Here is an 18,822-nt window from a genome sequence, read left to right as displayed (position 1 = left end):
CCAAGCGAAGCGGGGAGGCGCGCGATGGACGAACAACAGGATCACGGCGGCCCGGCGCTGCTCGCGGCGCGGGGCGTTCATCGCGGCTTCTTAGGCAACCCCGTGCTGAAGGGCGTCGACATCGCCCTTCGGCCCGGCCGCGTCCACGCGCTGCTCGGCGAAAACGGCGCGGGGAAATCGACCCTCATCAATCTCCTGTCCGGCGCGCTCGCGCCGGATGGGGGCGAGATCGTGCTGGACGGGCGGCCCGTCTCGGGTTTCTCGCCCGGCGCGGCGCGCAAGGCCGGCATCGCCGTGGTCCAGCAGGAGCTGAGCCTGACGGCGGAACTCTCGATCGCCGAGAATATCGGCCTCGGCGCCTATCCCCGGCGCTTCGGCCTCGTGGACTATCGCGCGCTGCGGGAAGGCGTCGAGCGCGTCTGCCGGATGGTCGGCATCGACGAACCGCCCGAGACGCCGGTCGGCGCGCTGCCGCTCGGACGGCGGCAGATGGTGGAGATCGCCAAGGCGCTGTTCCGCCGGCCCCGCGTTCTGATCCTCGACGAGCCGACCTCCTCGCTTTCCGCGCACGAGGCCGGCATCCTCGCCGATCTCGTCCTGCGCCTCGCGGGCGAAGGGCTGGCGCTTCTTTATATCTCGCACCGCCTCAACGAGATCATGGCGCTTTGCTCGCATGTCACCATCCTCAAGGACGGCGTGGTGACGGCCGACCGCTCGCTCCGGGGCGTCGCGCCGGACGAACTGGTGAAGCTCATGGTCGGGCGTGAGGCCGAACATCTCTTCCCGGCGTGGGAGCCCTCGCCCGGCGAGGTGCTGATCCGGCTCGAAGGCTTCTCGGCGGGATCAGCGCGGGAGGTCGATTTCGAGGGACGGCGCGGCGAAGTCGTCGGCATCGGCGGCCTTGTGGGGCAGGGGCAGGAGGACTTCCTGCAAGGGCTCTATGGCGCGATCCCGGCTAGGGCGAGCGCCGTGTCGCTGGCGGGCGGCACCGCGCTGCCCGGCAGCGTCGAGGCCGCGAACCGGCTGGGCCTTGCCTATGTTCCGGCCGACCGCAAGCGCGAAAGCCTCGTGCTCGCCCATTCCATCGCCACCAATCTGACGCTACCCTCCATCCCGCGTCTCGCCCGCTCCGGGCTGCGAGACCGGGCGGCCGAGAGCGGCCTCGTGGCGGAGCTCGCCCGGCGCTTGGGCATCAAGGGCGACCCGGCGCGGCCCGTTCAGGCGCTGTCGGGCGGCAATCAGCAGAAGGTGGCGCTCGCCAAATGGCTGCCGCTGCAGCCCTCGATCCTCCTCCTGAACGACCCGACGCGCGGCGTCGATCTCGACACCAAGCGCGAAATCTACCGGATGCTGCGAGACCTCGCGGCTGGCGGAACGCTGGTCGTGCTTCTCTCCTCCGACACGCCCGAACTCGTCCACCTCGCAGACCGCGTCTTCGTCTTCCGCGAAGGGCGCGTCGCCGCCACGCTCCAACGCGGGGCGATCAGTGAAGAGGCGATCGTCGGCGCGGCCTTGGGGCTAGCCGGAAAGGAAGCCGCCTGATGGCCAGCCCCTCGCTCTATCGCGCCGTGCAGCGCGGCCGCAATCGGGGCCTCGGCGGACTCTACTTGCTCGTCGCCGCGCTTCTGCTCGTTTACATCTGGCTCTTTCCCGGCGTTCTCGGCCTGTCCGGCTTTTCCAAGTTCACGCAGAACTGGCTGCCGCTCGCCCTCGTCACCATGGCGCAGGCGCTGCTGATGCTGAATGGCGGCATCTCGCTCGCCATCGGGCCGCTGGTGAGTCTCGGGGCCGTCATCGCCGCGACCACGATGGCCGGCCCGCTCGGGGCCTTCGGGGCGATCCTCGCCGTGGCCTTGGTCGGGCTCGGCGTCGGCGGCCTGTTCGGGGCCATCGTCGCCCTGTTCCGCCTGCCCGCGATCATCGTGACGCTGGCCGGCTCCTTCATCGTCGGCGGCGTCGCGCTTCTCGTCCTGCCGCGCCCCGGCGGCTTCATTCCCGCCTGGTTCTCCGACGCCTTGGCCGGCCACCAGCCGACCGCCTTCGTCATTTTGCTCGTCGTCGTCGCCGGCTGGAAGCTCTTTATGGCGACGCCTCTCGGCCTCGGCCTTTATGCGGCGGGCGACAATCCGCTCGGCGCCTACCGCTCCGGCGTGCCGGTGGAGCGGGTGCGCATCGCGGCCTTCGCCCTGTCGGGCCTTCTCACCGCACTCGCCGGCCTCTTCGTCGCCGCGCAGACGGGCTCGGGCGATCCGGTGATCGGCACGCCGATGACGCTGAATTCCATCGCGGGCGCAGTGCTCGGCGGCGTCGGGTTCTTGGGCGGGCGCGGCACGATGCGCGGCGCGCTCGCCGGCAGCCTGCTGCTCACGGTGATGATCAACGTCATGTTCTTTCTCGGCTTTCCGCCCGTCGCGCAATATGTGGCGCAGGGGCTCATCATCGTCGGGGCCGTCGCGGTTCCCGAGTTCCTCGCCTGGAGGCGCGCCGCATGACCTCCTCCCGCCGCCTGCCGCGCCTGATCGCTCAGCCCTGGCTCCTCACCTTCGCGCTCGTCGCCCTTGTCTGGATTGGTGCGGGCCTGACGCTCCGGGGCTTTGGAAGCTGGGGGCATCTTCGCTATCTTCTCGAACTCAGCGCCGTGATCGGCATCGCCGCCGCCGGGCAGACGCTGGTGGTGATCGCGGGCGGCATCGACCTGTCGGTCGGCGCTATCATCACCGTCTCGGCCATCCTCCTGCCGCTGCTTTCGCCCGCCGCCGACCCGACCGGGCTCGTCGGCCTCGTCGCTACCTTGGGGCTCGCGACCGGCATCGGCTTCCTCAACGGCGCGGGCGCGGCTTACTTACGCGTGCCGCCCATCATCATGACGCTCGCCATGACGACCTTCCTTCAGGGGCTGCTGATCATCGTGGCCGGCGGCAGCGCGGTCTCGGTCTCGAACCCGGCGGTGATCTGGCTCGGCTCGGCGCGCCCCCTCGGCCTGCCGGCGGGCGTCATCCTCTGGGTGATCGTCTCGGCCGCGATCCTTCTCGTGATCCATCGCACGCCCTTCGGCGCGCGGCTTCTGGCGATCGGGGCCAATCCGCTCGCCGCCAAGCTCACGGGCCTCGGCGTCGAGCGCGCCAGCCTTCGGCTTTATGCCGCGTCGGGCTTCTTCTCGGGGCTCGCCGGCATCCTGCTGCTCGGCATGAACCGGCAGGGCTATGCCGGCATCGGCGAGCCCTATCTCCTCACCTCCATCGCCGCCGTGGTGCTCGGCGGCACGTCGATCCTGGGCGGGCGCGGCACCTATGCCGGCACGATCCCCGGCGCGATTCTTCTGGTGACGACCACGGCGCTGATCACCGTCGTCAACGCCTCGCCCGGCTGGCGCTCCATCATGTTCGGCTCGCTGATCCTGGCGCTGCTCTTGATTTCCGGGCGCGAGGCGCGCCGATGAGCCGCTATGCCGGGCCTCTCATCGACCCGCATCACCATCTCTGGGACCTCCAGCTAAAGCGCCATCCCTGGTTGGACGCGCGGCCTGAGGGCGAGGACATGGTCTACGGCTCGATCGACCCGATCCGGCGCGACTATCTGCCCTCAGACTATCTGAGGGACTCCGACAGGCAGAACGTCGTCGCGACCGTCCATGTCGAAGCGGGCTGGCGGGACGACGATCCGCTCGGTGAAACGCTCTGGCTGGAGGGGCAGGCCGACCATCGCATCGCCCGTCGCCTCGTCGCCCGCGTGCCGCTCGCCCATCCTGACGCCGAGGCCCGTCTGGAGGCGGAAGCCGCGCGCCCGCGCGTTGCGGGCATTCGGGACATCGTGAGTTGGGACGCCGACCCCGCCAAAGCCTTCGCCCCGCGCCCCGGCCTGATGAGCGATCCCGATTGGCGGCGGGGGCTCCGGGCGGCGACCCGTCTCAGCCTGAGTTTCGATCTCATGCTCTATCCCCCGCAGATGGCGGAGGCGCAGCGCCTCGTCGCGGACTTCCCCGACACGCTCTTCGTCCTCAACCATTGCGGCAGCCCGGCCGATCGCAGCGCGGAGGGAATGCGGCTTTGGGCCGATGGCCTGCGGGAACTGGCCCGCGCCCCGAACCTGCGCCTGAAGCTCTCCGACCCCGTCGCCTACGATCCCGATTGGACGCTGGAGAGCCTGCGCGCGGTGATCCGCCATGGGATCGACTGTTTCGGGCCGGAGCGCGCCATGTTCGCCAGCGACTTTCCCGTGACCGGCCTCCATGCCTCGTTCGACGCGATCTACGAGGCCTTCCGCACCATCGCCGCCGATCTGACGATCGGCGAACAGGCCGCGCTTTTCTTCGACACCGCGAACCGGACCTACCGGCTGGGCCTCGACCGCTCGGCCTTCTCTGACAGGACTTCCGCATGAGCCAGCTTCTGCCCTTCGACACGGACCTGACCGTCGACGATCGTATGCGCGGCTTCCCGCCCGGCCATGCGCCCCTGCCGCTATCGGAGATCGGCGCGCAGGGCTGGCGTCCGCAGGATGGCGCGATGGCGCTGCCGCTGATTTCGCTCGACCGCGCGGCCTTCGCCTCCAACGCCGCGCTGATGATGCGCGCCGTCACCGAGGCCGGCGCTGCGATCGCGCCCCATGCCAAGACGCCCATGTCGCCGGACTTGGCTCACCGCTTGGTGGAGGCAGGAGCCTGGGGCACGACCGTCGCCGACATCCGGCAGGCCTCGGTGATGCTGAAGGCGGGCCTGAAGCGCCTGATCCTCGCCAACGAGATCGGCGGCGCGGCCGCCGCCCGGCGTCTCGCCGCGCTGCTGGCAGGCCACCCGGACGCCGAAATCCATGTCTTCGTGGATTCGGCGGATCTCGTCGCGCATTACGCCGCCGCCTGGGGGGAGCGGGACGATCTGCCGGCTCTCGGCCTCCTCGTGGAACTCGGCCTCGGGCGCGCGGGCCTGCGCACGGCGGAGGCAGCCGAAGCGGTGCTGCGCGCCGCGCTCGAAGCCGAGACGCCCCGCCTTCGCGTCACCGGGACCGGCGCTTACGAGGGCGCGGCGGCGACCCCTGACGCGGGCGAAACGCGCGCGCGCATCGACGCGCTCATAGTGGCGACCGCAGCCTTTCATCGCAGCCTGCGCCGGGCGGTGGGGCCGGAGCGCCCCTTGATCCTGACGGCGGGCGGTTCGGTCTTCTTCGATCTCGTGATGGCGGGCCTTCGCGACGTTCTGGCGGAGGACAAGGCGACGCGGCTCATCCTGCGCAGCGGCGCGATCTTCTTCCATGATCACGGCATCTACGAGCGCGGCATGGCGGCGCTAGACGAGCGGCGCGGGCTCGTGGTCGGCGGCGAGGCGGTCTCGGCCTCCGAGGGCTTCAAGCCGGCCTTGCGCGTCTGGGCCGAGGTTCTCTCGGTCCCCGAGCCCGGCCTTGCCATCTGCGGCATGGGCTTGCGCGATGTCGCGATCGACCAGGGCCTGCCCATCCCCTTGCAAGCCTATCGGGACGGCGCGGCGATTTCCGGCGCACAGGACGCGAGCGTTGTCAGGCTGAACGACCAGCACGCCTTCGTGGCTTTGGGCGCAGGCAGCGACATCCGCCCGGGCGACGTCATCGCCTTCGGCCTGTCGCATCCCTGCACTTGCCTCGACCGCCACGCTCTTCTCTATGAACTCGGCGAGGACGGAGGGGTCGCGGGCGCTCTCGCGCTGCGCTTCGGCTGAGAAGAGAGGCCATCATGCAGCGCTCGATCTGGACCTACCCGTGGGACATTCAGGATGTTGGTCTGCCGGCCTTCCTGCGGGACGTGACGGATCGCGCCGGGCTCGACATGGTGAGCCTTGCCACCTCCTATCACGCCGGGCGCTTTCTCCAGCCGCGCAGCCCACGCCGAAAGGCCTACTTTCCCGAGGACGGGACGGTCTATTACCGGCCGGACCCGATGCTCTGGGAGGGCGCGCCGATCCGCCCGCTCGTGGCGCGCAATCTGGAGGAGGGCGGCGACATGCTGGCCGCCCTTTGCGACGCGCGCGAGCAGGGCGGCCCCGCCGTCTCGGCCTGGACGGTCTGCCTCCACAACACCCGGCTCGGCATGCTGCATCCCGGCGAGATCACCCGCACGGCCTTCGGCGATCCGAACCTCTACGCCCTCTGCCCGTCGAGCCCGGCCGCCCGGCGCTATGTCACGACGCTGGTGCGCGACATCACGAGCGGCTACCAGCCCGACCGGCTGGAGCTGGAAAGCCCCAATTTCATGGGCTTCGCCCATGGCTATCACCACGAGAAGGACGGTGTCGGGCTTCTGCCGGAAGAGGAATTCCTGCTTTCGGTCTGCTTCTGCCGCCATTGCGAGGTGCGCGCCTCGCGCGCGGGCGTCGACAGCGTCGGCGCGCGGCGGGTGGTGCAGCGCTTCATCGCGGAGGCCTGCGAGCGAGCCGTGCCGCAGACGCAGCTTCCCGACTTCGCCGAGCGCGGCGTCGAGGCCTTCCGGCGCTGGCCGGCCCTTCATGAATTCCTGCTCTGGCGCTCCGAGCCCGTCACCAGCCTTCTCGCCGAAATCGCGGAAGCCGCCGATCCGGCGACGAAGATCGTGCTGATCGACCTGCCGGAAGCCTGGGCGGGCGGCGTCGATCTGGCCGAAGCCGCCCGGCTTCTCGACGGCCTGCTTCTGTGCGCCTACGACCGCACGCCGCAATCGGTCTCCGATCTCACGCGGCTCGGCCGCGCGCTGGTCGGCCCGGACCGGTTCCTCGGCATCGGCTATCGCCTGTTCTATCCCGAAATGACCGGCGCGGGCGATCTTGCGGCCCGCGTCGAGGTGGCCTGCGAAGCCGGCGCGGACGGGCTCAATTTCTACAATTACGGCCTCGTCCCGGCCGCGCGGCTCGACTGGGTGCGCGAGGCGCTCGCCCGCTGATCGCCCCGCGCGTCTTGTCCCGGCAGCAAGGGGCAGGGGACGGATACGGGGCGTTGCCCTGTCTGGCCCATGACAGGCCAGAAGAGGAGTTTTGAGACAGCGGACCTCGGTCGCGCTCCCGGATCAGAGCCCGACTTCGAAGGGCGCCGCCGTCTTGGCCTTGATCTCGTCGAGCGTCACGCCGTCGGCCAGCTCGATCAAGGTCAGCCGCTCCGGTCCCTTGCGCTCCACGGTGAAGACGCCGAGATCGGTGATCACGAGGTCGGCGACGCGCGCGCCGGTCAGCGGCAGAGTGCATTCGGGAAGGAGCTTCGATTCGCCCTTGGCCTCGTGCTCCATGACGACGACGACGCGCTTGACGCCCGCTACGAGGTCCATCGCCCCGCCCATGCCCTTCACCATCTTGCCGGGGATCATCCAGTTGGCGAGGTCGCCATTGGCCGCCACCTGCATGGCGCCGAGGATGGAAAGGTCGATATGCCCGCCCCGGATCATCGCGAATGAGTCGGCCGAGGAGAAGAAGCTCGTCATCGGCAGTTCGGTGATGGTCTGCTTGCCGGCGTTGATGAGGTCGGCGTCCTCCTCGCCCGCATAAGGGAAGGGGCCCATGCCGAGCATGCCGTTCTCGGACTGGAGCACCACCTCGATGCCATCAGGGATGTGATTGGCCACCAGCGTCGGGATGCCGATGCCGAGATTGACGTAGAACCCGTCCTGAAGCTCACGGGCGGCGCGGGCCGCCATCTGGTCGCGCGTCCAGGCCATCAGACTTCCTCCCCCGCTGCCGCCGTTCCGGCCGTCTCGCGCTGGCGCACCGTGCGCTGCTCGATATGCTTCTCCGGGTTCGGCACGTGGACGATCCGCTGCACGAAGATGCCGGGCGTGTGGATGTGATCCGCGTCGATCGAGCCGACCGGCACCATGTGCTCGACCTCGGCCACCGTGACCTTGGCGGCGGTCGCCATCATCGGATTGAAGTTGCGCGCGGTCTTCCGGTAGACGAGATTGCCCTCGGCATCCCCGGTATGAGCGTGGACGATCGCGAGATCGGCGAAGAGCCCGCGCTCCATCACGTAAGATTCGCCGTCGAACTCGCGCACGTCCTTGCCTTCCGCGATCAGCGTGCCGACGCCGGTCTTGGTGAAGAAGGCGGGAATGCCGGCGCCGCCGGCCCGGATGCGCTCGGCGAGCGTGCCCTGCGGGTTGAACTCCAGCTCCAGCTCGCCCGACAGGTACTGCTGCGCGAAGAGCTTGTTCTCGCCGACATAGGACGAGATCATCTTGGCGATCTGCCGCGTGGCGAGGAGCCGCCCGAGGCCGATCCCGTCGACGCCCGCATTGTTGGAGATGACCGTCAGGCCCTTCACGCCGGACGCCTGGATCGCGTCTATCAGCGCCTCTGGAATGCCGCACAGGCCGAAGCCGCCGGCCATGATGACCATGTCGTCGCGAAGCACCCCTTCCAGGGCCTCCGCCGCTGTCGAACGCACTTTCCGCAAGCCTCGCCTCCCGTCGCCTGCCGCCCGAAACGGACCGGATGGGATGAAAGCTAGAGCTTGCCCCCGCGCCCCGGCGAGTCGTATTTCTACGGCATGTCCGCGCGCGCCTCCCGCTCCAGCCCGTCCGATGCCCCGCGCTTCGCGTTGGCCGAGCTGCCCATGCCGCTCGTCTTCGCGACCCATCGCATCATCCGCGACTGCAACGCCGAGTTCGCCGCGCTGTTCGGCTTCGAGCGGGCGGAGCTGGTCGACACCAGCTTCTCCCGCCTCTACCCCCAGCTCGACGATTTCGTGCGCACGGGGGAGATGTGGCGCTCCCATCTGCCGGGGGGCCAGGTGTTTCAGGACGAGCGCATCATGCGCGGGGCGACGGGGCGGCGCTTCTGGGCGCGGGTCAACGGCCGCTCGCGCCGGGCGGCCGATCCGTTCGCCGAGGCGATCTATTGTTTCGAGCCGCTGAACCGCCCGGTGACGGACGCGACGCTGCGGCTGACGGGACGCCAGCGGCAGATCCTCGCCCTCGTCGCGCAGGGGCGCACCAATGCCGAGATCGCGGGCGCGATCGGCCTGTCGCAGCGCACGGTCGAGGCGCACCGGCTGCGCCTGTCGCGCGCGGTCGGCGTGCGCAATTCGGCCGAGCTCGTCGCCTGGTTCCTGGCGGAAAACGGGTGATCGCTTCGTCGCCGCGATGCTCCGTGTAGCGCTCGGCAAAGCCAGCGGCATCGCGGGACGAGCCGAGCCGCAGCGGCGTTCAGGCCGGGCGCCCCGGCTCGCCCGTCGCCTCCGCCCGGTGATCGGCGATGGCGCCGGCGGTGGTCCACCAGATGCGCGGATCGTCCCGCTCCCGGAGCCGCGTCAACACGCGGTCCAGGTGAAGGGCGCGGTGGGCTTGCCCCATGATATAGGGGTGAAGCGCGATCCCCAACACGACCGGCCGGCGCTCGCATTCGCCGAGAAGCTGCTCGACCGTGTCCTCGATCATGCTCGCGAATGTCGCGGCTTCCTGATGGCGCGAGACGATCGAGGGGATGTCGTTGACTTCCTGCGAATAGGGAATCGACAGGAGCCCCGCGCCGCTGCGCGTTCGCAGGCGGGTCGGCTGGTCGTCATGCGCCCAGTCGAGGACGTAGCGGAAGCCCGCTTCCTCGAGGAGGTCGGGCGTCAGGTCGCTTTCGGAAATCCAGGGACCGAGCCAGCCCCGTGGCCTGACGCCGATCCTGGCGAAGTCCTCGAGGGTGCGCGCGATCATCGCGCGTTCCCGGTCCTCGCTCATTTCCCCCTCGGCTTCCGCGTTGGTGCGGCCATGGGCGGCGATCTCGTCGCCCCGGTCGCGGCAGGCTTCGGCCAGCCCCGGGCAGCGCTCGATCACCGCGCTGTTGAGGAGCGCGGTGGTGCGCAGGTCCAGGCGGTCGAACATCTCCATGAAGCGCCAGGCGCCCACCCGGTTGCCGTAGTCGCGCCAGGCGAAGTTCATGACGTCGGGCTCGGTCTTGGCCGGCGCCAGCGTCGCGCCCAAGCCCTCCCCGAACCCGAAGACCTCGTGATTGACGCCGAGATAGAGAGCCAGGCGACGCCCCTCCGGCCAGGAATAGTCCGCCCGGCCGAGGATGGGCGCGTAATCGTATCGGCCGTGATGCGGAAGTGGGGACATGTGGACATCCTGGACGGGGCTGCTCGGTCGGTCCGTGCCGCAAGGCGAGGCGCCACAATTCGCGGCGCCCTCCTGGTTCGGCCGGGTCGTCCTAGACGTCTGGCGGCCGCAGCGGTTCCGCGCCGCCAATCCAGGAATCCCAACAGGCGAGGCCGGGCAGACCGGCGGCGTTGTCCCCGACCAGACGCCGGATGTCGGATACGCCGAACTCGAGATCGAGAAAGGGCTGGACGATGGCGGGCAGGATCAAACCTCGTGTGGAGGTCGCAAGCCCACCGCCAGTCGGCAATCCCCGGTCTTCTTTCCAGCCGAAGGGTCAATGATGGTGGAGACGGAACGGGCTGATACGAATTCGGACGCTGAACCCAATTCGATACTTCGCTTCGACTTCCGATCGTTGGAATCCTGAAAGTGATGACTACCCAGGGCGGCAATCCCGTGACAGGAAAGTCAGTTTTGGCTTGAGGAGAAAACGGTGATAACGACCGAGAGGCCAGCGATCGGCGGTTCACCTCCGACATTCGAAGCGTCATTCAGTGAATCTGGAGCAGTGACCCGAGAAAGTGTCGCGGGACTCTTTCTGACCGTCATCGGAAATCAGCTTCTTCCATCCCGAAAGACCTCGTCGGAGGCCTCTTTTGGGATCTCGATTTCCCAAAACTCATGCCATTTGATCTCGCGCGGCAGGCCCTTCGATTTTACGCGCGACATGTCGGCGCTCAGATAATCTGAGGGGCGACACGGCCAACACACCGGCTGGTCGTTTGTCGGGTTGATCGGGTTTGAAGGTCCTTTCGAAGGCTTTGTATACTCGACGGTATCAGCTGTATAGATCGGCGAACGCCGCCAATTTTACCCGCTTACAAAGAAATAGCCAAGTGTAGAATCTATTTTGTTGAAGTCTATTTCAGATGGAAGCAGATATATTTACTTGGGGTAAATGGCGGAGAGGGAGGGATACTACGCCCAGGCCGCTGGAAGCCCTGTGGCACAGGACTTTTGCGCATTGCGGAAGATGTCATGTGTACCACCACGCTCTCGCGGGATAGCCCTTAAGGTCAAACTGGTGAGTACCTTCTGGCACCGGCTTTGCATCGACCACACCGTGCGGAAGTTCGGCGTGTCGGAGCGGTCGGCTTGCCGGATCCTGGGGCAGTATCGATCGACACAGCGCAAGGTGTCGAAGGGGCGAGCCGATGATGCGCCCCTGACAGCCGACATCATCGAGTTTGCGAGACGCAACGGATGCACCGCTGACCTAGGCAGTGTCCCCATAACGGGGTTCAAGATTTTAGGCTGATCTGATTCATCTCCTGAGAAGGAGGTTGGCATGCGTCGCCATGAACTGACGGATCATGGAGTGGTCGGTGATCGAGCCGCTGTTGCCGAGGAACAGCCGAGGCGTGCCTCGCGTGGACGACCGGCGGGTGATCGACGGTATTCTCCGGCGGTTTCGGACCGGCTCGTCCTGGCGGGACGTGCCCGAGCGCTACGGCCCGCGCACCACCCTCTACAATCGCTTCACGCGCTGGCGGGCAGCCGGTGTCTGGGACCGGCTGCTAGAAGGCCATGAGCCGGGCCTATGACGGCGACATCGTCATGATCGACAGCTCCTGCGTCCGCGTCCATCAGCATGGGGCGTCAGGCAAAAAAGGGGGCCTGCCGATCCTCGGCAGGGACGCTCCCGTGACGGCCTGACCACCCAAATCCATGCCCTGGTGGATGCCGAAGGCCGACCCGTGCGTCTGGAACTCACAGCCGGTCAGGCGGGCGATGCGCCGGTTGCCGCCAAGCTGCTCGACGCCGTCGCGCCCGGCGCCATTGTGATCGCCGACAAGGCCTATGACACGGATGGCATCCGCTCCCTTATCGCGGCGCAAGGCGCCTGGGCCAACATCCCGCCGCGCTCGATGCGCAAGGGCACCTTCGCCTTCAGCCGATGGGTTTATCGCCAGCGCAACCTCGTCGAACGCTTCTTCAACCGCATCAAGCAGATGCGTGGTCTTGCAACGCGCTACGATCGAAGGCCGGACAACTTCCTCGCCGCCATCAAGCTCGCTGCCGTCCGTATTTGGATCAATGCGTAACGAGTCCGCTGCCTAGCAGGAACCATCACGGGACTGCCGCAGATCAACCATGCTCGATCCTCTCGCCGAACCGCATGAGCGTGCGCAGGATCGCATCCGGGTCGTAGGGCTTGGAGAAGAACACGCTGTGTTCCGGCATCTCTTGGGGGGTGACCTTCACTCGTCCCGACACGACGATGAACTGCACGGGCGGCCACCGTTTGCGCACGGCTGCGGCGAGCTTCAGTCCGTCCAGCGAACCCGGCATCTCGACATCTGTGAAGACGATCCGAATCTCGGAGTAGCGCTCCAGCATGCGGATCGCGGCGTCGGCGTTGCGCGCTTCGTAGGCCTTGAAGCCGGCCTCGATTACTAGGTCGACAGCTTCCGCAAGAATGAACGGATCGTCCTCGACGACGAGAACGGCATACTGCGACGGATCGAAGGACTGGGCCATATGAGAAACAACACCCTTACGACATGCGGGAGGGCGCAGCAGCCCCGACGAGCTCGAACCGGACGCCGCCAGGATCGTACTGAAGCCGTCCGGTTCCACTGAAGTAGGATCCGACGATCCGCTCAATCAGCTTGGATCCGAACCCCTGACGCGTCGGCGGCGTAACGGGCGGACCATCATGTTCGATCCATCGGAAAGTGAATGCGGCATCCGCCAGCGACCATGAGATGTCGACACGGCCCGCATCGGACGATAGGGCACCATACTTCGCGGCATTGGTCGCCAATTCGTGGATAGCCAGGCTGAGTCCGAGGGCCTGCTGCGACGTCAGGCGGTAGGAAGAGCCGTTAATAGTGATCCGGTCGCCGCCCACGCGGTGCGGCTCGATCGCCGCCCTGACCACATCGCCAACGTCGGCCTCTTCCCACGATGTCAGTGTCAGGATGTCCTGGGCACGGGCCAGCGCTCCCAAACGCGAGGCAATCGCGAGGCGCCCCTCTTCCATGGTCTCGGCCTGACGCAGGGTCTGGGTCGCAATCGCCTGCACCATGGCGAGCGAGTTCTTCATGCGGTGGGCCATCTCTTGCGTGAGCACGCGCTGCGCGTCCTCCATCCGCTGTCGAGCAAGCGCCACGCGCACCCGGTCGCCGACCTGCTGAACGAACTGCAACTCGCCGTCCGTCCAGGAATGGAGTTCCCGGGTGTTGGCGAACACGATTGCATAGAGGCGGCCATCAAAGCTTACGGGCAGATTCAGGAGAGACCGGGTCTGGATGGCCTCGAACTCTTCTTCGCGTCCGCTCGTTCGTGGATCCAGGTGGACGTCGTCGATTGAAACGGTCATGTCACGACGGAGATCGGCGATGTATGAGCCAAACGACTTGAGACTGTGTCGGCCCACAAGGCTTCGCATGCCGGCCTCGCACCAGTCGAACCGAACGTCGATCGTGTCCTCGTGCGAATCCACGACGCCGGAGCCGACCCGATCCACATCGAGACCGTCGGCGAGGCAGCGTGCTGCCGCGGTGATGATCGTATCGAGGTCGGAGCGACCCCGCAGCTCGTCGCCCAGCGTCAGCAGCGTAGCCTGTCGCCGATCCCGTCTGATGCGGTCCGTGACCTCGACGAAGATCACGGTGAAGCGATCCCCGCCCATTGGCTGGGCCATGCCCTCATACCAGCGATCAAGCGTGCCGACGCGGCGGGTGAAGCGTGACGACTCGCCGGTCTCAACGACACGGGCAAACTCGTAGATCCATTCGTCTTCAACGCCCGGAACCACGTCTCGGATGGTTCGGCCCGTCGCGGTCCCACGCGGGATGCCAACAAGATCATACCAGGCGTCATTGACCTCCTCATAGCGCCAGTTGACGGCACGGCCGAACTCGTCCCGGATCAGTTCGCCGAGCAGGAAGCCCTCGCGCAGCGTCTCGAAGACGGTGCGCCACTTTGCTTCGCTCCGGCTCAAGGCGTCCTGCTGCATCGTCAGGTCGCGGGCGTCGGCATGGGCCTTGGTCGTCTCGGTGCAGGCGCAGAAGAAACCGTCTACGCTTTCGTCCTCGGAACGCAGCGGCGTGAAGGAAAAATTGAAGTGCGTCTCTTCGCGGACGCCGTTCCGGTCGACCATCAACATGATATCGTCCATGTGGGTCGCGACGCCGGAATAGGCAGCCTCAACGATGGGCCGCATGTCGTCGGCCACTTCTCGCCACACCTCGAGGAAGGGCCGCCCGAGCGCGGACGGATGCTTCGTGCCGAGGATGGGGAGCAACTCCTCATTGTAGAGAAGGATCTGCTGGGGTCCCCAGACCGTGAACATCGGCTGCCGGGCGTCCAGCATCAGACGGACGATCATTCGAAGAGACGCTGGCCATAGCTCCGATGCACCGAGCGGCGATCCGCTCCAATCGTGCTCGCGCATCAGCCGAGCTTGTTCGCCATCTCCTGCCGGGAAACGGTGCATAGGTATCTCATCGGGTTGATGGTCTTCCGATGATCGGCAAACCCTTGTTTCTGCTAGACGAGGTCAAACCTTAGAGCAATCCAGCGAACGTGAGAATTGGAGTGTGCATCAATGACCGCTTTCGGTCTTCGCATAGCCTCCTACAAACGTCCTCGCAGGGTCGAAAGCGGATGAACCGCTCCCGGAGGTCTGCTTCTCCGGCACTGGTCGGCGACCTCGGGTGGAATGCTGCCAGTCTGCTCGCGAAGGCGGATGCGGAAAAAGCGGACAATCGGCGGCGGACGTCGTCGCGTCCGCCGCCGATTGCTATTGGGTCAGCCAACGTCATCCACTCTCGGGCTTTCTGGAGCGACGCCTCGGGAGTGGATTACGTCGCCAGGCATCAGGTGGCCGGAGGTTGGCCTCGACATGAGATGATCCGTGTCCGAGCCGGCGCCCGTCGATAGACCACCGATCACGCCAGTTCGGGCATCCCTTCGAGCAGTTTGTCCAAAGTGACGGGGTATTCCCTTACACGAACGCCCGTCGCGTTGTGGATGGCGTTGGCGATCGCCGCCGAGACGCCGCAAAGGCCGAGTTCGCCGACGCCTTTGGCCTTCATCGGCGACACGTCGGGGTCGATCTCGTCCAAAAAGATGACCTCCTGGTGTGGAATGTCGGCATGCACGGGCACCTCGTAGCCCGCGAGGTCGTGGTTGACGAAGAAGCCATGGCGCTTGTCCACCGCCAGATCCTCCATCAGCGCGCCGCCGACGCCCATGGTCATGGCGCCGATTACCTGGCTGCGCGCCGTCATCGGGTTGAGGATACGCCCGGCCGCGCAGACCGCGAGCATCCGGCGTACCCGAATCTCGGCGGTGGCCCTATCGACGCCGACCTCGACGAAATGGGCGCCGAAGGTCGACTGCTGCTTCTCCTTCGACATCGCCTTCGCAAACTCGATCGTGTCCTCCGCGACGAGGTCTCCGCCGCTGGCGGCCTCGGCGAGCGCCATCCGCCGGTCGCCGGCCTGGACCATCCCACCAACGAATTCGGCCGCCTTCGGATCGAGCCCAAGCTTCTGCGCAATGGCCTCGCGCAGCTTGACGCAGGCGGCATAGACGCCGGCGGTCGAGGAGTTCGCGCCCCACTGGCCGCCGGAACCGGACGAGACGGGAAAGCGGGAGTCGCCGAGGGTCACCTGCACGCGATCGAGCGGCAGGCCCAGCATCTCGGCGGCGGTCTGCGCGATGATCGTGTAGGAGCCGGTGCCGATGTCCGTCATGTCGGTCTCGACCGTGACGATGCCGTCGCGTCCGAGCCGGACGCGGGCACCCGAATCCATGTTCATGTTGTTGCGGAAGGCGCTGGCGACGCCCATGCCGACGAGCCATCGGCCATCGCGCACCTGACCCGGACGGGCGTTCCGCGCGCTCCAGCCGAAGCGCTCCGCCCCCTCGCGGAAACAGTCCACCAAGCGCCGCTGCGAGAACGGGCGCGAGGGCTCCTCGGGATCGACCTGCGTGTCGTTCATGATCCGGAGGGCGACGGGGTCGAGACGGAGGCGCTCGGCCAGTTCGTCCATCGCGACCTCCAGCGCCATGAGGCCGGGCGCCTCGCCGGGCGCGCGCATGGCGTTGCCCTCGGGCAGGTCGAGCACGGCGAGCTTCAGCGAGGTCATGCGGTTGGCGCCGGCATAGAGGAGCCGGGTCTGCTGCGTGGCGACTTCGGGCTGGCCGCCCTCCAGATCGCCCGACCAGCTCTCGTGCGCGATCGCGGTGATCGTGCCGTCGCTTTGCGCGCCGATGCGGATGCGCTGGATCGTGGCGGGGCGGTGCGTCGTGTTGTTGGCCATGATCGGTCGCGAGAGCGCGACCTTCACCGGGCGGCCGGCCGCCCTCGCGCCCAGCGCTGCCATCAGCGCGTCGGCCCGCAGGAACAGCTTTCCGCCGAAGCCGCCGCCGACGAAGGGGGAGACGATGCGGACCTTTTCGGGGGCGACCTTCAGCGTCTTGGCGAGATCGGCCGCCCCCCAGGCGATCATTTGGTTGGACGTCCAGACGGTGAGCCGGTCGCCCTCCCATTCGGCCAGCGACGCATGCGGCTCCATCATTGCGTGGCTCTGGTCGGGCGTCGTGTAGGTCTCTTCGAACTTCACCGGGGCGGCATCGAAGGCGCCCTGGAAGTCGCCCGCGCCGGTCTGCGTCGGCGACCCGTCAGAGGCCGGGGCATCGGGCGCACCGTCCTTGGCGCTCGCGAGGTCGAAGGCGCCGGGCGTCGCCTCGTAGGCGATGTCGAGGAGGTGAGCCGCCGCGCGTGCCTCTTCGAAGCTTTCGGCCACCACCACCGCGACCGCCTGATGGTAGTGCTGGATCTCGGGGCCGCCGAGAAGCTTGGCGGTGTTCTTGTCGCCCTTGCCGAGTTCGCCCGCGTTCTCGTGCGTCACGATGGCGAGGACGCCGGGCGCCCGGCGCGCGGCCGTGCTGTCGAGGCGCGAGATGCGTCCCTTGGCGATGGCGGCGCCGACGACGTAGCCGTAGGCGACGTTCCGCGCGACGTCGTGGTGCTCGTAGGCATAGGGTGCGGTGCCCGTCACCTTCATGCGCCCGTCGATCCGCTCGTGCGGCTGGCCGACGACGCGCAGCTTGTCGATGGGATTGGTGCCGGCGGGGGTGTCGAACTTCATCGGATCAGCTCCTCGCCTCTGTGAGAACCGAGGCGAGCGTGCGCTCCGCCAGCGGAATCTTGAAAGCGTTGTGTTCGGTGGTGCGCGCATCGGCGAACAGGCGGGCGGCGGCGGGCCCGGCGCCCTCGCGCAGCCTGCCGTCGGCCTCTTCCATGCGCCAGGGCTTGGGCGCGACGCCGCCCAGCGCCACGCGGCCCGTCCCGTCCGGCTGGATCACGGCAGCGACGGAGACGACGGCGAAGGCATAGGACGCGCGGTCGCGCACCTTGCGATAGAGGTGCTTTCCGCCGAGCGGGGCGGGCAGGGTGACGGCGGTGATCAGCTCGCCCTGTTCCAGAACGGTGTCGCGCTCCGGCGTCTCGCCGGGCAGGCGATGGAAGTCGGCGATCGGGATCGTGCGGGTCTGCCCATCGGGGTTCACCGTCTCGACGCCGGCATCGAGAACGCGCAAGGCGACATTCATGTCGGACGGGTTGGTGGCGATGCAGCTATCGCTGACGCCGACGACGCCCAGAAGCCGCGAATAGCCTTCGAGCGCCGCGCAGCCGGAGCCGGGTCGGCGTTTGTTGCAGGCCATGTTGGTGTCGTAGAAATACGGGCAGCGGGTGCGCTGGAGAAGATTGCCGGCGGTGGTCGCCTTGTTGCGCAGCTGGCCGGACGCCCCGGCCATGACGGCCCGCGTCAGAACGCCGTAGTCGCGGCGCACTTGGCTGTCCGCCGCCATCGCGGTGTTTCGCACGAGCGCCCCGATCCGCAGGCCGCCCTCGTCGGTCGCCTCGATGCGGTCGAGCCCGAGCCGGTTGACGTCGATGAGATGGCGCGGCGCCTCGATCTCGAGCTTCATGAGGTCGAGAAGGTTGGTGCCTCCCGCGATGAACTTGGCGTCGGGCCGCGCGGCGGCGGCCTTGGCCGCCTCGGCCGGCGAAGCGGGACGCTCGAAGGTGAAGGACTTCATGCGGGCCTCCCGGCGACTTCGGCCATGGCTTCGGCGATGTTGGAATAGGCGCCGCAGCGGCAGATATTGCCGCTCATACGCTCGCGCATCTCTTCGTTGGTGGCCTGCGGCGCCGCCATCAGGTCGGCCGTGACGTGGCTCGGAATGCCCGCCTTCACTTCGGCCAGCACAGCGACCGCCGAGCAGATCTGGCCGGGGGTGCAGTAGCCGCACTGGTATCCGTCGTGCTTCACGAAGGCGGCCTGCATCGGATGCAGGGCCTCCGGCGTGCCGAGCCCTTCGATCGTGATGACCTCGTCGCCCTCGTGCAGCACGGCGAGCGTCAGGCAGGAATTGATGCGCTGCCCGTTGACCATCACGGTGCAGGCCCCGCACTGGCCGTGATCGCAGCCCTTCTTGGTGCCGGTGAGCTTCAGATGCTCGCGCAGCGCGTCGAGAAGCGTCGTGCGCAGGTCGAGGTCGAGTTCCCTGCGCTCCCCGTTGACGGTGAAGGCGACGGCCGATGTGACCGGCTCGTCGCTTGGCGCCGCCGGACCGCCCGACTGCGCGAAGGCCGATGCCGGCAGGGCCGAGGCGGCGACGCAGGCCGTCGCGCTCGTCATGAGGTCGCGCCGGTTCAACGCAAGGTCTGGAAATCTCGACATGGATCGCTCGCTGCTTGGGGGTCCGCGACTTGGGTTCAAACG

At 67.5% G+C, this 18,822-nt stretch carries 16 protein-coding genes and 1 pseudogene; 9 read left to right on the top strand and 8 right to left on the bottom strand.

What is annotated here, in order from left to right; translation table 11 throughout:
• Positions 1 to 24 precede the first annotated feature (24 nt).
• From B146_RS0100820 to B146_RS0100795, 6 genes are read left to right on the top strand one after another with little or no spacing between them, the layout of a single operon-like run.
• Positions 25 to 1,542 carry a sugar ABC transporter ATP-binding protein gene (locus B146_RS0100820; protein WP_019994504.1) on the top strand — a complete coding sequence of 506 codons (1,518 nt, stop codon included), beginning with the start codon at positions 25 to 27 and terminating at the stop codon, positions 1,540 to 1,542.
• Complete coding sequence (locus B146_RS0100815) at positions 1,542 to 2,492, top strand: ABC transporter permease (RefSeq protein ID WP_019994503.1); 951 nt, start codon at positions 1,542 to 1,544, stop codon at positions 2,490 to 2,492. Before B146_RS0100820 ends, B146_RS0100815 begins: the two co-directional genes overlap by 1 nt.
• A complete protein-coding gene (locus B146_RS0100810; RefSeq protein WP_019994502.1) occupies positions 2,489 to 3,439 on the top strand; it encodes an ABC transporter permease in 951 nt (316 codons plus the stop codon). Before B146_RS0100815 ends, B146_RS0100810 begins: the two co-directional genes overlap by 4 nt.
• Positions 3,436 to 4,380 carry an amidohydrolase family protein gene (locus B146_RS0100805; protein ID WP_019994501.1) on the top strand — a complete coding sequence of 315 codons (945 nt, stop codon included), beginning with the start codon at positions 3,436 to 3,438 and terminating at the stop codon, positions 4,378 to 4,380. The genes B146_RS0100810 and B146_RS0100805 overlap by 4 nt, the downstream gene beginning before the upstream one ends.
• Entirely contained in the window at positions 4,377 to 5,687 is a 1,311-nt protein-coding gene (locus tag B146_RS0100800; protein WP_019994500.1) for an alanine racemase, read from the top strand. Before B146_RS0100805 ends, B146_RS0100800 begins: the two co-directional genes overlap by 4 nt.
• Before the next feature lie 14 nt (positions 5,688 to 5,701).
• Positions 5,702 to 6,880 (top strand): hypothetical protein, encoded by a 1,179-nt coding sequence (locus B146_RS0100795; protein ID WP_019994499.1) that lies wholly within the window; start codon positions 5,702 to 5,704, stop codon positions 6,878 to 6,880.
• Positions 6,881 to 7,003: 123 nt separating this feature from the next.
• Here B146_RS0100795 and B146_RS0100790 read toward each other — a convergent pair whose 3' ends face one another.
• Positions 7,004 to 7,645 carry a 3-oxoacid CoA-transferase subunit B gene (locus B146_RS0100790; protein WP_019994498.1) on the bottom strand — a complete coding sequence of 214 codons (642 nt, stop codon included), beginning with the start codon at positions 7,643 to 7,645 and terminating at the stop codon, positions 7,004 to 7,006.
• Positions 7,645 to 8,379, bottom strand: a complete 735-nt coding sequence (locus tag B146_RS0100785; RefSeq protein ID WP_026358213.1) for a CoA transferase subunit A — start codon at positions 8,377 to 8,379, stop codon at positions 7,645 to 7,647. Before B146_RS0100785 ends, B146_RS0100790 begins: the two co-directional genes overlap by 1 nt.
• Before the next feature lie 57 nt (positions 8,380 to 8,436).
• On the opposite strand from B146_RS0100785, the gene B146_RS0100780 reads away from it, so the two are divergent.
• Positions 8,437 to 9,051 (top strand): helix-turn-helix transcriptional regulator, encoded by a 615-nt coding sequence (locus B146_RS0100780; protein WP_019994496.1) that lies wholly within the window; start codon positions 8,437 to 8,439, stop codon positions 9,049 to 9,051.
• A 79-nt stretch (positions 9,052 to 9,130) separates the two neighbouring features.
• On the opposite strand, the gene B146_RS0100775 is transcribed toward B146_RS0100780, so the two are convergent.
• Positions 9,131 to 10,030: a polysaccharide deacetylase family protein gene (locus tag B146_RS0100775; protein WP_019994495.1), complete on the bottom strand. Its 900-nt coding sequence runs from the start codon at positions 10,028 to 10,030 to the stop codon at positions 9,131 to 9,133.
• On the opposite strand from B146_RS0100775, the gene B146_RS28815 reads away from it, so the two are divergent.
• The gene (locus B146_RS28815; RefSeq protein WP_155897291.1) at positions 10,029 to 10,439 is read left to right on the top strand and encodes a hypothetical protein; all 411 of its coding nucleotides are present in this window, start codon (positions 10,029 to 10,031) and stop codon (positions 10,437 to 10,439) included. The genes B146_RS0100775 and B146_RS28815 overlap by 2 nt on opposite strands.
• A gap of 921 nt (positions 10,440 to 11,360) precedes the next feature.
• Positions 11,361 to 12,117, top strand: a pseudogene (locus tag B146_RS28170) (IS5 family transposase).
• A gap of 43 nt (positions 12,118 to 12,160) precedes the next feature.
• On the opposite strand, the gene B146_RS0100750 reads toward B146_RS28170, so the two are convergent.
• The 5 genes from B146_RS0100750 to paoA form a co-directional block, all read right to left on the bottom strand.
• On the bottom strand, positions 12,161 to 12,553 hold the full coding sequence (locus B146_RS0100750) for a response regulator (RefSeq protein ID WP_019994491.1): 393 nt from the start codon (positions 12,551 to 12,553) through the stop codon (positions 12,161 to 12,163).
• Positions 12,554 to 12,569: 16 nt separating this feature from the next.
• Positions 12,570 to 14,393, bottom strand: a complete 1,824-nt coding sequence (locus B146_RS24595) for a PAS domain-containing sensor histidine kinase (protein ID WP_205753716.1) — start codon at positions 14,391 to 14,393, stop codon at positions 12,570 to 12,572.
• A gap of 577 nt (positions 14,394 to 14,970) precedes the next feature.
• On the bottom strand, positions 14,971 to 17,181 hold the full coding sequence (paoC, locus tag B146_RS0100740) for an aldehyde oxidoreductase molybdenum-binding subunit PaoC (protein WP_019994489.1): 2,211 nt from the start codon (positions 17,179 to 17,181) through the stop codon (positions 14,971 to 14,973).
• A gap of 4 nt (positions 17,182 to 17,185) precedes the next feature.
• Positions 17,186 to 18,136 carry an FAD binding domain-containing protein gene (locus B146_RS0100735; protein WP_019994488.1) on the bottom strand — a complete coding sequence of 317 codons (951 nt, stop codon included), beginning with the start codon at positions 18,134 to 18,136 and terminating at the stop codon, positions 17,186 to 17,188.
• Positions 18,133 to 18,780, bottom strand: coding sequence for an aldehyde dehydrogenase iron-sulfur subunit PaoA (paoA, locus tag B146_RS0100730; RefSeq protein ID WP_081630865.1), 648 nt, complete (start codon positions 18,778 to 18,780; stop codon positions 18,133 to 18,135). Before paoA ends, B146_RS0100735 begins: the two co-directional genes overlap by 4 nt.
• Positions 18,781 to 18,822: the final 42 nt, after the last annotated feature.

Source organism: Aureimonas ureilytica DSM 18598 = NBRC 106430 (assembly GCF_000382705.1).
Lineage (GTDB): Bacteria > Pseudomonadota > Alphaproteobacteria > Rhizobiales > Rhizobiaceae > Aureimonas > Aureimonas ureilytica.
Note: the sequence above shows the minus strand (reverse complement) of the source record. Positions and strands in the feature narration are given on the sequence as shown.

Coding starts and splice junctions, on each gene's coding strand:
- B146_RS0100820 (WP_019994504.1), top strand. CDS start 25: ATGGACGAACAACAGGATCACGGCGGCCCGGCGCTGCTCGCGGCGCGG.
- B146_RS0100815 (WP_019994503.1), top strand. CDS start 1,542: ATGGCCAGCCCCTCGCTCTATCGCGCCGTGCAGCGCGGCCGCAATCGG.
- B146_RS0100810 (WP_019994502.1), top strand. CDS start 2,489: ATGACCTCCTCCCGCCGCCTGCCGCGCCTGATCGCTCAGCCCTGGCTC.
- B146_RS0100805 (WP_019994501.1), top strand. CDS start 3,436: ATGAGCCGCTATGCCGGGCCTCTCATCGACCCGCATCACCATCTCTGG.
- B146_RS0100800 (WP_019994500.1), top strand. CDS start 4,377: ATGAGCCAGCTTCTGCCCTTCGACACGGACCTGACCGTCGACGATCGT.
- B146_RS0100795 (WP_019994499.1), top strand. CDS start 5,702: ATGCAGCGCTCGATCTGGACCTACCCGTGGGACATTCAGGATGTTGGT.
- B146_RS0100790 (WP_019994498.1), bottom strand. CDS start 7,645: ATGGCCTGGACGCGCGACCAGATGGCGGCCCGCGCCGCCCGTGAGCTT.
- B146_RS28815 (WP_155897291.1), top strand. CDS start 10,029: ATGTGGACATCCTGGACGGGGCTGCTCGGTCGGTCCGTGCCGCAAGGC.
- B146_RS0100775 (WP_019994495.1), bottom strand. CDS start 10,030: ATGTCCCCACTTCCGCATCACGGCCGATACGATTACGCGCCCATCCTC.
- B146_RS0100750 (WP_019994491.1), bottom strand. CDS start 12,553: ATGGCCCAGTCCTTCGATCCGTCGCAGTATGCCGTTCTCGTCGTCGAG.
- B146_RS24595 (WP_205753716.1), bottom strand. CDS start 14,393: ATGCTGGACGCCCGGCAGCCGATGTTCACGGTCTGGGGACCCCAGCAG.
- paoC (WP_019994489.1), bottom strand. CDS start 17,181: ATGAAGTTCGACACCCCCGCCGGCACCAATCCCATCGACAAGCTGCGC.
- B146_RS0100735 (WP_019994488.1), bottom strand. CDS start 18,136: ATGAAGTCCTTCACCTTCGAGCGTCCCGCTTCGCCGGCCGAGGCGGCC.
- paoA (WP_081630865.1), bottom strand. CDS start 18,780: ATGTCGAGATTTCCAGACCTTGCGTTGAACCGGCGCGACCTCATGACG.